General features: G+C 42.6%; 11 protein-coding genes, 8 tRNA genes and 3 rRNA genes. 3 read left to right on the top strand and 19 right to left on the bottom strand.

The window, feature by feature from the left end; translation table 11 throughout:
* Window positions 1-46: 46 nt before the first annotated feature.
* From glmM to sigW, 5 genes are all read right to left on the bottom strand, one after another.
* Window positions 47-1,390, bottom strand: coding sequence for a phosphoglucosamine mutase (gene glmM / locus MKX65_RS01015; RefSeq protein ID WP_340901816.1), 1,344 nt, complete (start codon window positions 1,388-1,390; stop codon window positions 47-49).
* 32 nt (window positions 1,391-1,422) lie between these two features.
* Complete coding sequence (locus tag MKX65_RS01010; protein ID WP_340901815.1) at window positions 1,423-2,658, bottom strand: CdaR family protein; 1,236 nt, start codon at window positions 2,656-2,658, stop codon at window positions 1,423-1,425.
* Window positions 2,651-3,478, bottom strand: coding sequence for a diadenylate cyclase CdaA (gene cdaA, locus MKX65_RS01005; RefSeq protein WP_340901814.1), 828 nt, complete (start codon window positions 3,476-3,478; stop codon window positions 2,651-2,653). Before cdaA ends, MKX65_RS01010 begins: the two co-directional genes overlap by 8 nt.
* A gap of 143 nt (window positions 3,479-3,621) precedes the next feature.
* On the bottom strand, window positions 3,622-4,254 hold the full coding sequence (locus MKX65_RS01000) for an anti-sigma factor (protein ID WP_340901812.1): 633 nt from the start codon (window positions 4,252-4,254) through the stop codon (window positions 3,622-3,624).
* 16 nt (window positions 4,255-4,270) lie between these two features.
* Window positions 4,271-4,834, bottom strand: a complete 564-nt coding sequence (sigW, locus tag MKX65_RS00995) for an RNA polymerase sigma factor SigW (RefSeq protein ID WP_160549887.1) — start codon at window positions 4,832-4,834, stop codon at window positions 4,271-4,273.
* A gap of 195 nt (window positions 4,835-5,029) precedes the next feature.
* On the opposite strand from sigW, the gene MKX65_RS00990 reads away from it, so the two are divergent.
* Window positions 5,030-5,200: an aspartyl-phosphate phosphatase Spo0E family protein gene (locus MKX65_RS00990; protein ID WP_160549888.1), complete on the top strand. Its 171-nt coding sequence runs from the start codon at window positions 5,030-5,032 to the stop codon at window positions 5,198-5,200.
* 17 nt (window positions 5,201-5,217) lie between these two features.
* On the opposite strand, the gene rocF is transcribed toward MKX65_RS00990, so the two are convergent.
* From rocF to MKX65_RS00925, 13 genes are all read right to left on the bottom strand, one after another.
* Window positions 5,218-6,114 carry an arginase gene (gene rocF / locus MKX65_RS00985; RefSeq protein WP_160549889.1) on the bottom strand — a complete coding sequence of 299 codons (897 nt, stop codon included), beginning with the start codon at window positions 6,112-6,114 and terminating at the stop codon, window positions 5,218-5,220.
* A gap of 153 nt (window positions 6,115-6,267) precedes the next feature.
* Window positions 6,268-6,340 (bottom strand) — tRNA-Lys (locus tag MKX65_RS00980).
* A gap of 130 nt (window positions 6,341-6,470) precedes the next feature.
* Window positions 6,471-6,542 (bottom strand) — tRNA-Gln (locus tag MKX65_RS00975).
* 62 nt (window positions 6,543-6,604) lie between these two features.
* A tRNA-Tyr gene (locus tag MKX65_RS00970) sits at window positions 6,605-6,688 on the bottom strand.
* 18 nt (window positions 6,689-6,706) lie between these two features.
* Window positions 6,707-6,782, bottom strand: a tRNA-Thr gene (locus MKX65_RS00965).
* Window positions 6,783-6,826: 44 nt separating this feature from the next.
* Window positions 6,827-6,899 (bottom strand) — tRNA-Val (locus MKX65_RS00960).
* A gap of 89 nt (window positions 6,900-6,988) precedes the next feature.
* A tRNA-Glu gene (locus tag MKX65_RS00955) sits at window positions 6,989-7,063 on the bottom strand.
* A gap of 24 nt (window positions 7,064-7,087) precedes the next feature.
* Window positions 7,088-7,160 (bottom strand) — tRNA-Thr (locus MKX65_RS00950).
* A 36-nt stretch (window positions 7,161-7,196) separates the two neighbouring features.
* Window positions 7,197-7,272 (bottom strand) — tRNA-Asn (locus MKX65_RS00945).
* A gap of 16 nt (window positions 7,273-7,288) precedes the next feature.
* Window positions 7,289-7,404 (bottom strand): 5S ribosomal RNA (gene rrf / locus MKX65_RS00940).
* A gap of 232 nt (window positions 7,405-7,636) precedes the next feature.
* Window positions 7,637-10,592, bottom strand: a 23S ribosomal RNA gene (locus MKX65_RS00935).
* A gap of 203 nt (window positions 10,593-10,795) precedes the next feature.
* Window positions 10,796-12,345: ribosomal RNA gene (locus tag MKX65_RS00930) — 16S ribosomal RNA — on the bottom strand.
* The 16S, 23S and 5S rRNA genes sit together here with 8 tRNA genes alongside, the layout of an rRNA operon.
* 253 nt (window positions 12,346-12,598) lie before the next feature.
* The gene (locus tag MKX65_RS00925) at window positions 12,599-12,832 is read right to left on the bottom strand and encodes a hypothetical protein (RefSeq protein WP_160547945.1); all 234 of its coding nucleotides are present in this window, start codon (window positions 12,830-12,832) and stop codon (window positions 12,599-12,601) included.
* A 127-nt stretch (window positions 12,833-12,959) separates the two neighbouring features.
* Between MKX65_RS00925 and pdaB the strand changes: the two genes are divergently transcribed.
* Window positions 12,960-13,712 (top strand): polysaccharide deacetylase family sporulation protein PdaB, encoded by a 753-nt coding sequence (pdaB, locus tag MKX65_RS00920; protein ID WP_340901811.1) that lies wholly within the window; start codon window positions 12,960-12,962, stop codon window positions 13,710-13,712.
* Window positions 13,713-13,726: 14 nt separating this feature from the next.
* Here pdaB and MKX65_RS00915 read toward each other — a convergent pair whose 3' ends face one another.
* Entirely contained in the window at window positions 13,727-14,347 is a 621-nt protein-coding gene (locus MKX65_RS00915) for a KinB-signaling pathway activation protein (protein WP_340901809.1), read from the bottom strand.
* A gap of 143 nt (window positions 14,348-14,490) precedes the next feature.
* On the opposite strand from MKX65_RS00915, the gene gerD reads away from it, so the two are divergent.
* On the top strand, window positions 14,491-15,084 hold the full coding sequence (gene gerD, locus MKX65_RS00910) for a spore germination lipoprotein GerD (protein ID WP_160547948.1): 594 nt from the start codon (window positions 14,491-14,493) through the stop codon (window positions 15,082-15,084).
* The last annotated feature ends 254 nt before the right edge of the window (window positions 15,085-15,338 follow it).

Raw genomic sequence — 15,338 nt, 5'->3', positions numbered from 1 at the left:
CATGAGGGGTTGTAAACGTTCCCCACATGCATATTTCTAGGTGATATTATAGTCCCATTTCTTCCTGAACAACTGCTGCTATACGGCTTACGTAAGACTCACAAAGCTCCTCTGTTGGTGCTTCTGCCATGACTCTTACAAGTGGTTCTGTACCTGAAGGTCGAACAAGAATACGTCCGTTACCGTTCATTTCGGTCTCTACCTCTGAAATAATAGCACTTACCTTTTCATTGTCTGTAACATGGTACTTATCCGTTACGCGAATGTTCACCAGCTTTTGAGGGAATTTTTTCATTTCTCCTGCAAGTTCCGAAAGTGGCTTCTTCGTGATCTTCATGATATTTGCTAACTGGAGGCCAGTAAGCAATCCATCTCCGGTTGTGTTGTAGTCTAGGAAAATGATGTGTCCTGACTGTTCACCACCTAAGTTGTAGCCTGTCTTTTTCATTTCTTCCACAACATAACGGTCACCTACTGCTGTTTGAACACTTTCAACCCCGTGACCTTCCAAGCCCTTATAGAAACCAAGATTACTCATTACAGTCGAAACCACTGTATTGTGCTTGAGTCTTCCTTGCTCCTTCATGAACTTAGCACAAATATACATAATCTGATCTCCGTCAACGATATCTCCATTTTCATCGATGGCAATTAATCGATCTCCATCACCATCGAAAGAGAGACCCACATCTGCACCTTTTTCTTTAACAAAAGCTGAAAGTGCCTCAGGGTGTGTCGAACCAACACCATCATTGATGTTTAGTCCATTAGGAGACGCTCCCATTGTTGACAGATCTGCATCTAGATCAGCAAATAAATGTGTCGCTAGAGAAGAAGTAGCGCCGTGAGCACAATCTAGAGCAATATGTATTCCTGTAAAATCTTCATCAACCGTTTGTTTTAAGTATTGAAGATATTTCTGTCCACCTTCAAAATAATCATTAACTTGTCCTAAATCTGAACCGACTGGTCTAGGCAATTCATCTTTTTCAAGATCCATTAAACCTTCAATCTCCAGTTCTTGCTCATCAGAAAGCTTAAAGCCATCTGGTCCAAAGAATTTAATTCCGTTATCAGCTACCGGGTTATGAGAAGCTGATATCATAACTCCAGCTTGTGCTCCAAGTGCTTTCGTTAAGTATGCCACTCCAGGTGTTGAAATCACGCCTAAGCGCATGACCTCTGCACCAATAGATAAAAGGCCTGCAACAAGTGCCCCCTCTAGCATATGTCCTGAAATACGAGTATCACGTCCAATGATCACCTTCGGACGGTCTTTATCTTTTGTTAACACATACCCACCAAAACGTCCTAGTTTGAATGCTAATTCTGGTGTTAACTCACTGTTTGCTACTCCTCGCACCCCATCAGTACCGAAATATTTACCCATTAAAAGATCTCTCCTTAATAATTGTTGTGCATCTATGCTTCACGTTCTGTAATCGAAATTTTTGCTGTCTTTTGGTTGATCGTCCAACTAATATTTGTTGGACCAGTGACGTTTAGATCTACAGTATGTTCTCCTTCACCTAGACCAGCTAAATTAAGGATGACGCTAAAGTCACTTTCTTTTAAGGAGCCTATTATATTGCTCTCCCCTGTTGCGGTAATTGAAACTGTCCCATCAAGCGGTTCATTGTATGACATATTAAAGTCGGCTGCCAATCCATTTGCTTTAATCGGAATATTTGAAAAGGTAATATCCTCTTCCCGACTGACCTTAACGGTGACTTCAACAGTTTCCGGATCCACACTAACTATGCCTTCAGATATAATGACCGGCAGAGTAAGAGTTGTATCATCATTTATGGAACTAACATCTACCTCCACACGTACAGATTCTGTCTTGTTTAATATATCCGCATTAGCAAGTATGGTTGCTTGGGATTGAGCTAAGTCAATGGATTCAATCGTCACCCCACTGGGGGGAGTTCCTTGTTCAACTATTTTAATTGGAACTTCTTTACTAGACGCCTTTACAGGTATGGTCACTTCTACTGTATCTGATTCAAGTATGACATCCAGTTTATTTAGATCTTGATCCAAGACTAAAATTTTCGCTTCCTTCGTTACAGTATCCTCGATCTTTCCTTCTAAATCTATCGTTGCTTTTACATAAGTGATTTTTTCAATCACATCTTTTGCGCCGGTAATTTTCACTTTGTTAGGCTTAACAACCGCCTGCTCAGCGGTATAGCCATCTGCAACAAGACTTGAATTATATTCGGGCTCCACCTTAAATTCTTGAGTAACCTTCTCTTGTATAGATACATCAGCATAATTCGGTTCAATTTCCACCGTTAGTCTGTCGGACACATCTCTAATTTCAATTGGTACGCGTTGTGTACCGATCTCTGCCTCTGATAAATCCACATACACTTCATATGATCGAGAGGTCTTTGCTTGCTGCAAGAGATTTTTAGGTCCACTTAACTTGATGGTTACGGTACTAGGAACCCCACTTACGACAAGGTTTTCCGTATCATAATAACTTTTCACGGGAACGTCTGTGATTGTTTCAGTTTCTTGATCCTGTGGCACATTAATCGATAAATCTTCTCCGTCATACACGTATATGAAAAGTAAGAAGGCTAATAGCAAGGCAACAACTCTAATAAACCATCGATTATCAATTAGTTTATCAATTATATTATCCATTCTTTTTTCCCCTCCAATTCCATCGAGGTGTGGAGGCTTGCTTCGGTTTCATTGGAGTAATAAATTCATTGGCTAACATTTGCTTAAACTGTTCAAGTTTTAAGTCACGGTGAAGTTCTCCATTTTTAGTAAGTGAAATTGCCCCGGTTTCTTCAGAGACAATAACGGTTACACTATCTGTCACTTCACTAATTCCTAGAGCCGCTCTGTGCCTTGTTCCTAGTTCCTTAGAAATAAAAGGACTCTCAGATAAAGGTAGATAACAGGCAGCTGCTGCAACCATATTCTTTTGAATAATAACTGCACCATCATGAAGCGGTGTATTTGGTATAAATATATTAATTAATAGCTCTGAGGAGATTTTCGCTTGTAAGCCAATTCCAGTCTCTATGTAATCTCCCATACCGGTTTCTCTTTCAATTGACATTAACGCACCGATTCGACGCTTTGCCATATAATCAGTTGCTTTTGTAATCGCTTCTACCATTTTTTCCTGTTCTTCCTCTTCCTGTCCTCCCGTTCGAGAGAAGAAACGCCCACGACCTAGCTGTTCAAGTGCTCTTCTAAGCTCTGGCTGAAAGATAATAATAATCCCAAGAACTCCCCAAAGCAATACTTGTTCCATCATCCAATTCAGTGTTTTTAGGCTAAACCAATCACTAATCACTGTCACCATTAATATAACAAATATTCCTTTAAGCAGTTGGACTGCCTTCGTACCTTTAATAACCATAATCAGCTTATAGATCACGTACCAAACTAGGAGAATGTCAATGGTAATGGATAAGTATTTCAAAACATCGAAATCCGCAATCGACATTGTACTTCCTCCAAATATATTTTTCAAAGCATCAAGCTAATAATTTTGTTTAACTTTTTTATTATAACATAAAATTGAAATGACAAATAATTTGCTCTTATTATAAGAAAAAATTAGTCACTCCTATACGAGCGACTAATTTATCAATCCTTATCTTGAAAAACGCTAACAAGCTCTTTGCTTGTCTTTTTTATATGATACCAAATCCATTCAAACACTTCATTTACTTCTTTAATCTCACCCGTAACATGTCCTGCAGAGGCCAAATAATTTTCTCCGTTAATTTGCCCGTTAATGACAGTTACATCACCTTCAACCTTTCCCTCAATTTGAAGGGCGCCGTTTCTAACAGTTATATCCCCTTTAACTACTTCACCCTCAGGAACAATAACGGTATTATTATGAACCACTAAATTTGGTTGCTTTGTTACTGAAAACTCTTGATCTTTATTCCAAGTTGAAAGAACACTACCTGTCATTAAAATGATAAAAAGTGATGCTGCGGTCAATAAAGGATGCTGTCGGAACCATCGATTGACACCCACCCTTCTTTTTTCTTTAGGTAGTCGAGCCATTACATTTTCAGTAAAATTACTAGGTGCCTGTATATGAGAAGTGCTCTGCACTAAGGCAATTGCCTTCTCTAATTCATGAAAATAACTTTGACATTTTGGGCAGGTCTGTAAATGCTTTTTTAGTAGCTGTTCATCTTGATCTTCAATTTCTTCATCTAGATATTCATGCATATACAAGACAATGTTATCTGGACACTTCACTGATTTTCACCTCTCATTAAACATTTCTTAATTGGTGTCGTAATGCTTCCCTACCCCTATGTATCCTTGTTTTTACTGTGCCTAGTGGGATATCTAGTATCTCACTAATTTCATTTAATGAAAGCTCTTCAATATATTTTAGAACAATTACAGATCGATATTTTTCTGGCAACTTAGTAATTTCTCGTTGAATCGTCTCTTGTAGTTCAAGACTCTCTATTTCATCTTCAGGAAGAATCGTATCTGATGCAATTTGAGAATACATGGTCAGTCCATCTGTACCTGATACTTCTGCATCAAGGTAGTAGTCTGGCTTTTTCTTTCGAATCCGATCAATACATAGGTTTGTTGCAATTCTATATAACCAAGTTGAAAACTTTAAATCAATATTAAAGCTGGATATGTTAACATATCCTCTAATAAATGCCTCTTGTGCCATATCCTCCGCTTCATGACGATTACCAAGAATTCGAAAACAAAGTTGAAAAACTTTGTCCTTATATATCTCAACGATTTCCCCGTATGCGCTTTGGTCCCCTTTTAACACTTGCTTGATTCTTTTTTTAATCAGTGCTTCCATTCCTATACCTCCGCTCTAATGCGGCTACTCGATAATACGTATCGATACCGGAAAAGGTTTCATTACTTACAAAAAATTTTTCTCCACTACATATTTTAACAAATATTTACTGTAAATAGTTTAAAAATTTTGGCTCTGGGTATAAATGTAGAAATTAGGGAGGTTATTATATCATTACGAATAGGAGTGAATCATATGGATAAGCAATCTCTTCTTAAAGATATTGAAGCTCATCGTAGAAAAATGGTGAGCCAAGCATCTCACTCTTCATTAAGCAATGAAAAAGTAATCATACTTAGTAAAAAATTGGACAATCTATTAAATAAATACGACAGATTAATAAAAAATAGCAGCAACTCTTTATGAGAGTTACTGCTATTGTGTTATAATAATTTTTCGCCAAATAACGAACCCATCAGAGCAACAGCTACTGATGCTGTTTTATTTTTATCATCTAATATCGGATTAACTTCGACAAATTCAGCGGATGTAATAAGTTTAGATTCTGCAAGCATTTCCATGGCAAGATGGCTTTCTCTGTAGCTAATCCCACCGGTAACAGGTGTTCCTACTCCTGGAGCATCATGTGGATCTAACCCATCTAAGTCTAAAGAGAGATGTACCCCATCCGTTCTCTCTTTTAAATACTCAATCGTTTCTTCCATCACCTTTGTCATACCTAAACGATCGATTTCATGCATCGTGTATACTTTTATACCAATCTCTTTTATTAACTCTTTTTCTCCCTCATCAAGTGCTCTTGCACCTATTAGAACAATATTTTCAGGTTTAATTTTAGGTTCAAATCCTCCGACACTTGTTAACATCTTATGTCCAATACCCAGACTTACAGCCAATGGCATTCCGTGGATATTTCCAGAAGGTGAAGTTTCCGCCGTATTAAGATCCCCATGTGCGTCATACCAAATAACACCCAAGCTCTTGTAATGCTTTGAAACTCCAGCTAATGTTCCAATTGCAATACTGTGATCTCCTCCAAGGACAAGCGGAAAGGATCCTGAAGAGATCGCTTGATCAACTTCCTTTGATAGTGCCTCATTTTTTTCTGCGACAAGATGTAAGTTTCTTAGATTAGATTGCTCGTCTATCACAACCTCAGGTCTGCCGATCGGAATATCTCCTAAATCTTGAACTTCATCAAAAAGGTTTCGCAATCTTTCAACAACCCCAGCATACCTAATGGCACTCGGCCCCATATCTACCCCACGTCTCATTTGACCTAGATCCATTGGCATCCCAATAATAGATAGTTTTTTCATCCTCTAACCCCCTGTCTGTTCTCCCTCCTATTGTATACATTTCTATGTCTGTGACTCAACTCGACAAAATCACGCATAAATATGCAGTAAATATCCAATTTTCAAATAACTTTACGTACAAAAAAACCTTAGGAAATACTCCTAAGGTTTAAATGAGCCATGAAGGACTCGAACCTTCGACCCTCTGATTAAAAGTCAGATGCTCTACCGACTGAGCTAATGGCTCAAGATATTAGTGTCTAGCTACAGCAACTAGGGGCTCGGGGTTATAAGGCAAAGTCTCCAGAGGTCAGCACCTCCTACAGCCTTCGCCTTATACCAGTCGCCCCTATTCAAGTTGCTTCCGCTTTTTCCAACTGGGCTAGCTGGATTCGAACCAACGCATGACGGAGTCAAAGTCCGTTGCCTTACCGCTTGGCTATAGCCCAAAAGTCAAAATAAAAAGGACACTTTTAGTTTGTCCAGTTTTAGACTTACTATGTAATTTAAATGGTGGAGGGGGACGGATTCGAACCGCCGAACCCAAGGGAGCGGATTTACAGTCCGCCGCGTTTAGCCACTTCGCTACCCCTCCATTATTCTAAATGAAGCATGGTGCCGGTGAGAGGACTTGAACCCCCAACCTACTGATTACAAGTCAGTTGCTCTACCAATTGAGCTACGCCGGCTTATTAGGAAGACTACTTTTCACAGAAGTGAAAAGTAGTCTTGATGGAGGATGACGGGATCGAACCGCCGACCCCCTGCTTGTAAGGCAGGTGCTCTCCCAGCTGAGCTAATCCTCCGAAATAGAATGTTATTTTCACTTTGCGAAAAAACTTGGTTATTTTCACTTCGTAAAAAAACTTGGTTATTTTCACTTCGTTAAAAAACTTGGTGACCCCTACGGGATTCGAACCCGTGTTACCGCCGTGAAAGGGCGGTGTCTTAACCGCTTGACCAAGGGGCCGTACTAGTAATCTATAAAACAGAGAGCTTCCAACCGGATTCGAACCGGTGACCTCTTCCTTACCATGGAAGTGCTCTACCTGCTGAGCTATGGAAGCATTCCAAAGAGCTCATAAGAGGTTGTCTTATGAAAATGGCTCCACAGGCAGGACTCGAACCTGCGACCGTTCGGTTAACAGCCGAATGCTCTACCAACTGAGCTACTGTGGAACGATAAAATATTAACGCCTGGCGACGTCCTACTCTCACAGAGGGAAACCCTCAACTACCATCGGCGCTGAAAAGCTTAACTTCCGTGTTCGGTATGGGAACGGGTGTGACCTTTTCGCTATCGCCACCAGACTATTTATGCGACACTATTTATTATAATAGTTTTTCGCGTTTTTTCAAGAGAAATTTTTAAGCATTCTCTCAAAACTAGATAATGAATGAAGAAGAAAGAAATACGTTTCATCGTTGTCCAGCTACAGCGCCTAGCCGCTCGAGGTCATAAGCCAAATCCCTCCAGAAGGCAGGCCTTCTTGCGTGATTCGTCTTATGCTTGTCGCGTCTGTTCAAGGCGCTTCCGCTTTTCTTGGTTAAGTCCTCGATCGATTAGTATCAGTCAGCTCCACACGTCGCCGCGCTTCCACCTCTGACCTATCAACCTGATCATCTTTCAGGGATCTTACTAGCTTGCGCTATGGGAAATCTCATCTTGAGGGGGGCTTCATGCTTAGATGCTTTCAGCACTTATCCCTTCCGCACATAGCTACCCAGCGATGCCTTTGGCAAGACAACTGGTACACCAGCGGTGCGTCCATCCCGGTCCTCTCGTACTAAGGACAGCTCCTCTCAAATTTCCTACGCCCACGACGGATAGGGACCGAACTGTCTCACGACGTTCTGAACCCAGCTCGCGTACCGCTTTAATGGGCGAACAGCCCAACCCTTGGGACCGACTACAGCCCCAGGATGCGATGAGCCGACATCGAGGTGCCAAACCTCCCCGTCGATGTGGACTCTTGGGGGAGATAAGCCTGTTATCCCCGGGGTAGCTTTTATCCGTTGAGCGATGGCCCTTCCATGCGGAACCACCGGATCACTAAGCCCGACTTTCGTCCCTGCTCGACTTGTAGGTCTCGCAGTCAAGCTCCCTTGTGCCTTTACACTCTACGAATGATTTCCAACCATTCTGAGGGAACCTTTGGGCGCCTCCGTTACTTTTTAGGAGGCGACCGCCCCAGTCAAACTGCCCACCTGACACTGTCTCCCACCCCGATCAGGGGTGAGGGTTAGAATTTCAATACAGCCAGAGTAGTATCCCACCGACGCCTCCACCGAAGCTAGCGCTCCGGCTTCTCAGGCTCCTACCTATCCTGTACAAGCTGTACCAAAATTCAATATCAGGCTACAGTAAAGCTCCACGGGGTCTTTCCGTCCTGTCGCGGGTAACCTGCATCTTCACAGGTACTATAATTTCACCGAGTCTCTCGTTGAGACAGTGCCCAGATCGTTACGCCTTTCGTGCGGGTCGGAACTTACCCGACAAGGAATTTCGCTACCTTAGGACCGTTATAGTTACGGCCGCCGTTTACTGGGGCTTCGATTCAGAGCTTCGCGTGAGCTAACCCCTCCTCTTAACCTTCCAGCACCGGGCAGGCGTCAGCCCCTATACTTCGCCTTGCGGCTTCGCAGAGACCTGTGTTTTTGCTAAACAGTCGCCTGGGCCTATTCACTGCGGCTCTTCTGGGCTATTCACCCTGAAGAGCACCCCTTCTCCCGAAGTTACGGGGTCATTTTGCCGAGTTCCTTAACGAGAGTTCTCTCGCTCACCTTAGGATTCTCTCCTCGCCTACCTGTGTCGGTTTGCGGTACGGGCACCTGTTACCTCGCTAGAGGCTTTTCTTGGCAGTGTGGAATCAGGAACTTCGGTACTATATTTCCCTCGCCATCACAGCTCGAGCCTTTTGATCACGGGATTTGCCTCGTGATCAGCCTAACTGCTTGGACGCGCATATCCAACAGCGCGCTTACCCTATCCTCCTGCGTCCCCCCATCACTCAAACGGTAATTTGGTGGTACAGGAATATCAACCTGTTGTCCATCGCCTACGCCTTTCGGCCTCGGCTTAGGTCCCGACTAACCCTGAGCGGACGAGCCTTCCTCAGGAAACCTTAGGCATTCGGTGGATGGGATTCTCACCCATCTTTCGCTACTCATACCGGCATTCTCACTTCTAAGCGCTCCACCAGTCCTTCCGGTCTAGCTTCAACGCCCTTAGAACGCTCTCCTACCACTGACATCAAAGATGTCAATCCACAGCTTCGGTGATACGTTTAGCCCCGTTACATTTTCGGCGCGGAGTCACTCGACCAGTGAGCTATTACGCACTCTTTAAATGGTGGCTGCTTCTAAGCCAACATCCTGGTTGTCTAAGCAACTCCACATCCTTTGCCACTTAACGTATACTTTGGGACCTTAGCTGGTGGTCTGGGCTGTTTCCCTTTCGACTACGGATCTTATCACTCGCAGTCTGACTCCCATGGATAAGTCTTTGGCATTCGGAGTTTGTCTGAATTCGGTAACCCGATGAGGGCCCCTAGTCCAAACAGTGCTCTACCTCCAAGACTCTTACTACATGAGGCTAGCCCTAAAGCTATTTCGGAGAGAACCAGCTATCTCCAAGTTCGATTGGAATTTCTCCGCTACCCACACCTCATCCCCGCACTTTTCAACGTGCGTGGGTTCGGGCCTCCATCCAGTGTTACCTGGACTTCACCCTGGACATGGGTAGATCACCTGGTTTCGGGTCTACGACCACATACTCATTCGCCCTATTCAGACTCGCTTTCGCTACGGCTCCGTCTTATCAACTTAACCTCGCATGTAATCGTAACTCGCCGGTTCATTCTACAAAAGGCACGCTATCACCCGGTATTTATCCAAAGGAAAAATACACAGGGCTCTAACTACTTGTAGGCACACGGTTTCAGGATCTCTTTCACTCCCCTTCCGGGGTGCTTTTCACCTTTCCCTCACGGTACTGGTTCACTATCGGTCACTAGGTAGTATTTAGCCTTGGGAGATGGTCCTCCCTGCTTCCGACGGAATTTCACGTGTTCCGCCGTACTCAGGATTCACTCAGGGAGGGAACGAAGTTTCAACTACAGGGTTGTTACCTTCTATGACTGACCTTTCCAGATCGATTCGTCTACTTCATTCCTTTGTAACTCCGTATAGAGTGTCCTACAACCCCAAGAGGCAAGCCTCTTGGTTTGGGCTAATCCCGTTTCGCTCGCCGCTACTCAGGGAATCGCGTTTGCTTTCTATTCCTCCGGGTACTTAGATGTTTCAGTTCCCCGGGTCTGCCTTCATTACCCTATGTATTCAGGTAAAGATTCTATCCCATTACGGATAGAGGGTTTCCCCATTCGGAAATCTCCGGATCAAAGCTTACTTACAGCTCCCCGAAGCATATCGGTGTTAGTACCGTCCTTCATCGGCTCCTAGTGCCAAGGCATCCACCGTGCGCCCTTTCTAACTTAACCTATGGTTAAAAAGAATTTCTCTAATAAATTAGAGAGAAAACTAAAATGGCGATTACTCGGTATTTCTTGGTTTTCTTCATTTATCATTATCTAGTTTTCAAAGAACGATTATCATAGAGAGATTGCTCTCTCAAAACTAAACAAATCATATCATCAACGGTTGTTAGCTTTGACCGAAGGTCATAAGCCTCAATTTTCCTTAGAAAGGAGGTGATCCAGCCGCACCTTCCGATACGGCTACCTTGTTACGACTTCACCCCAATCATCTGTCCCACCTTAGGCGGCTGGCTCCTTACGGTTACCCCACCGACTTCGGGTGTTACAAACTCTCGTGGTGTGACGGGCGGTGTGTACAAGGCCCGGGAACGTATTCACCGCGGCATGCTGATCCGCGATTACTAGCGATTCCAGCTTCATGTAGGCGAGTTGCAGCCTACAATCCGAACTGAGAGTGGTTTTATGGGATTGGCTCGACCTCGCGGTTTTGCTGCCCTTTGTACCACCCATTGTAGCACGTGTGTAGCCCAGGTCATAAGGGGCATGATGATTTGACGTCATCCCCACCTTCCTCCGGTTTGTCACCGGCAGTCACCTTAGAGTGCCCAACTGAATGCTGGCAACTAAGATCAAGGGTTGCGCTCGTTGCGGGACTTAACCCAACATCTCACGACACGAGCTGACGACAACCATGCACCACCTGTCACTCTGTCCCCCGAAGGGGAACGCCCTATCTCTAGGGTTGTCAGAGGATGTCAAGACCTGGTAAGGTTCTTCGCGTTGCTTCGAATTAAACCACATGCTCCACCGCTTGTGCGGGCCCCCGTCAATTCCTTTGAGTTTCAGCCTTGCGGCCGTACTCCCCAGGCGGAGTGCTTAATGCGTTTGCTGCAGCACTAAAGGGCGGAAACCCTCTAACACTTAGCACTCATCGTTTACGGCGTGGACTACCAGGGTATCTAATCCTGTTTGCTCCCCACGCTTTCGCGCCTCAGTGTCAGTTACAGGCCAAAGAGTCGCCTTCGCCACTGGTGTTCCTCCACATCTCTACGCATTTCACCGCTACACGTGGAATTCCACTCTTCTCTCCTGCACTCAAGTCTCCCAGTTTCCAATGACCCTCCCCGGTTGAGCCGGGGGCTTTCACATCAGACTTAAGAGACCACCTGCGCGCGCTTTACGCCCAATAATTCCGGACAACGCTTGCCACCTACGTATTACCGCGGCTGCTGGCACGTAGTTAGCCGTGGCTTTCTGGTTAGGTACCGTCAAGGTACCGGCAGTTACTCCGGTACTTGTTCTTCCCTAACAACAGAGTTTTACGATCCGAAAACCTTCATCACTCACGCGGCGTTGCTCCGTCAGACTTTCGTCCATTGCGGAAGATTCCCTACTGCTGCCTCCCGTAGGAGTCTGGGCCGTGTCTCAGTCCCAGTGTGGCCGATCACCCTCTCAGGTCGGCTACGCATCGTCGCCTTGGTGAGCCGTTACCTCACCAACTAGCTAATGCGCCGCGGGCCCATCTATGAGTGATAGCCGAAACCATCTTTCAGCTTTTCTACATGTGTAGAAAAGAATTATCCGGTATTAGCCCCGGTTTCCCGGAGTTATCCCAGTCTCATAGGCAGGTTGCCCACGTGTTACTCACCCGTCCGCCGCTAACCTTTGGGAGCAAGCTCCCAAAGATCCGCTCGACTTGCATGTATTAGGCACGCCGCCAGCGTTCGTCCTGAGCCAGGATCAAACTCTCCAATAAAGAGTAAGATTAGCTCTTAAAGTTAAAACGTTGGCTAGTGTATTTTTCAACACTAATCATTTTTGTTGACGTATGATTTGTTTAGTTTTCAAAGAACAATTTGTTTCTCTTTCGCCAAAAAGCGACTTTATTAATATACCACTTAACCATCCGCTCGTCAACAACTTTTTTTGAAAAACTTTTTTTCATTAATTCGTTGTTCAGCAGCGACGTTTATTAATATAACAAGTTATAAAAAATAAGTCAACAGTTTTTATCCCTTTTTTTCTTTTCTTTGATTGGAAGACCTTATGTACTTCAGACATTCTTTTGCTGGTGCTACACGCTTAAATAGCGTAAATAGAATTTTATATCTTTCCTCCATTGCTCTTTTTACAATATGATCAATTCGGTTATCTTTTAAATCAAACAAGATCTCATCCATTTCTCTCTTTATCAGGTACTCGATCTCTTTTACTTCTTTTTCATTGATTAACAATCCTAGCATAAAACATGTACACTCCTTTAACAATTTAGTTATTGTAGTGTGTTCCTAATTTCACCATTTTATAAGCATAAATCAAATTCTTTTTGAATAGATTTGAGACAAGTAGTGTTTGGGACGAGGTGAGAGGATGAACTTTTTCTATGTATTAAATGGCAAATCATTAAAACAATTTATCCTTGTAGGAGTCGCAGCATTTTTCACAGCTTGGTTTTTGTACTTAGAAAATTACGTAAATGTACCAGCGTTTTCAGGAAAAGACGGTCCAAAGGCAGTTTATAAGGGAGAAAAAGACTTAGCTGTTAGCTTTAATATTGGATGGGGGGATGAAAAAGCAGAGCCGATTTTGGATATCCTAAAAAGTAAAAATGTAAAATCAGCGACTTTCTTTTTATCAGGTTCTTGGGCAGAAAGGCATCCACATATTGTGGATCGAATTGTGAAAGAAGGATATGAGATTGGAATGCTGGGATATAATTATGAAGATTATACCGAGCTAGAAGAAAACAAAATTGTAAAGGATATCTCAAGGGCTCAAGAGGCTTTTAGGAAACTCGGTATAAAGGATATAAAACTTTTACGAGCTCCTACAGGGCATTTTGATCAAAAAACCTTAAAAGTAGCAGACCGTTTTGGACTTACTGTAATCCATTGGAGTATCGACTCAAAAGACTGGACTAATCCAGGTGTCGAGATCATACAAGAAAATGCAGCTAAAGCTACCAAGGGAGATATTATTCTCCTTCACGCATCAGATTCTGCCAAACAGACAGCCGCTGCCCTTCCATCTATTATTGATGATATTAATAAAAAAGGATTAAAACTCGTATCTGTTTCCGAAATGATAGCAAATGCGACTTCGTCTTCAAAAGAAATAAAATAATAAAGCCGTTCATTTTAGACGGCTTTTTTACTCTTTTCACTATTTGAAATAAATTTTGGTAATGCTAATAACTGATAGGCATTACAAATTAACAAAGGGAAAATCATTAAGTATAACCAACTATTTTCATTTACTCGAAGAATGGGTACCCATTCTAACACAGTAACAACAATCATAAAGAAAAGTGCAGGTATAAACGCTTCTTTATTTGTAAGCTTCGCTTTATAATATGCCACAACGAACCCACTAACAGCAATAAATGAAGCAAGTCCTAAATAAGGTATCAGACTGTCTCCTTTTTCAGAAAAAGCATTAAATCGTAAATAAACCAAGTCAAAAAGGACAAAAAAGATAAGTAGCACTTGTACACCATTCCAAAGCTTTACTGATTTAAATATACCTAAACCAAAACGATGAACTGTTAAGTAGGCAAAGAAGCCCATTTGACTAATAAGGCTGAATATCAAACCAACCCCTACTAACCATGCTAAGATTGATAATATTTCAACTATCTGAAAATCAGTAAAAAACGGCTCAAATTCTTTCCAACGAACAATGAAGCCAACGATTCCTGTTGTCACTCCCCCGATTATAAGCGTCGAGAAAAACAACCTTACCAAGTTACGGCTATTCAACGTAATTTCCCCCAATTATGTAATCATTCCTTATTGATTGTACCAACCAAAGTATGAAAAATCTAGGTTCGAGTAGGAAACGTATAATTTTTGTCGTTTTTCTTCATCATATACTATAGTTACTATCGAAAGGAGCGTTAATCATGCCTAAAAAGTCTTTAGTGCTCCCTCTTTTAATAAGTGGGTTACTTCTTACTGGTTGTGCTGAAGTGGACACAAGCAGCCAAATGGATTACGAAGAAACAAAAAAAATGGTAGTTGATATTTTAAAGACTGATGATGGAAAAAAAGCTATAAAAGATGTGATGAATGATGAAACCATGAAGGAAACGTTGATCATGGACCAAGCAGTTGTTTCAGATACAGTTGAAAAAGCATTAACCTCAGATCAAGGGACTGCATTCTGGAAGAAGTCCTTTGAAGATCCAAAGTTCTCTGAAAGTGTAGCTAAAAGCATGAGAACAGAAAACGAAACCCTTTTAAAAGATTTAATGAAGGATCCAGAGTATCGAACCATGATGATTGATGTACTAAAAGACCCGGAACTTGAAAAAGAAGTAACAACCATCTTAAAAAGCGCCGAATACAGAAAGCATGTTCAAGCGGTTATGACCGAAACATTCGAAAGCCCTTTATTCAAGGCAAAAATTCAAGATCTCATTTTAAAAGCGGTAGAAGAGGTAGCTGAACAAAGCGGAAGTAAGGAAGAAGCAAAAGAAGAAGGGACAGGGGCATAGAAATGCGGCTCTGCTTTCAATTAAAGCGTTCTAGTGCTTTTCTTAAAATACGTGTAGAACGACGTTCGTAATATTAAAAAGAAATAAGCGGAGATTTTTCGGTTAAATAAAGAATGTAGCTCCTTTTCGGGGAAATAGGGGGAGGTTTTCCGCTTATGTAAAGAAAAATCCTCCATTTTCGACTTTTTCGAGTCAATAGGCGGAATCTCTCCGTCTATTGAACCTTGTTTTAATAATAATTACCAATTAGGCGG

This window comes from Robertmurraya sp. FSL R5-0851, from assembly GCF_038002965.1.
Taxonomy (GTDB): Bacteria; Bacillota; Bacilli; order Bacillales; family Cytobacillaceae; genus Robertmurraya_A; species Robertmurraya_A beringensis.
This window is presented reverse-complemented; position numbering and strand designations above follow the sequence as displayed.

Excerpts from the sequence above, each read along its gene's own strand:
- glmM (WP_340901816.1), bottom strand. The coding sequence starts at position 1,390 with ATGGGTAAATATTTCGGTACTGATGGGGTGCGAGGAGTAGCAAACAGT.
- MKX65_RS01010 (WP_340901815.1), bottom strand. The coding sequence starts at position 2,658 with ATGGATAATATAATTGATAAACTAATTGATAATCGATGGTTTATTAGA.
- cdaA (WP_340901814.1), bottom strand. The coding sequence starts at position 3,478 with ATGTCGATTGCGGATTTCGATGTTTTGAAATACTTATCCATTACCATT.
- sigW (WP_160549887.1), bottom strand. The coding sequence starts at position 4,834 with ATGGAAGCACTGATTAAAAAAAGAATCAAGCAAGTGTTAAAAGGGGAC.
- MKX65_RS00990 (WP_160549888.1), top strand. The coding sequence starts at position 5,030 with ATGGATAAGCAATCTCTTCTTAAAGATATTGAAGCTCATCGTAGAAAA.
- rocF (WP_160549889.1), bottom strand. The coding sequence starts at position 6,114 with ATGAAAAAACTATCTATTATTGGGATGCCAATGGATCTAGGTCAAATG.
- MKX65_RS00925 (WP_160547945.1), bottom strand. The coding sequence starts at position 12,832 with ATGCTAGGATTGTTAATCAATGAAAAAGAAGTAAAAGAGATCGAGTAC.
- pdaB (WP_340901811.1), top strand. The coding sequence starts at position 12,960 with ATGAACTTTTTCTATGTATTAAATGGCAAATCATTAAAACAATTTATC.
- gerD (WP_160547948.1), top strand. The coding sequence starts at position 14,491 with ATGCCTAAAAAGTCTTTAGTGCTCCCTCTTTTAATAAGTGGGTTACTT.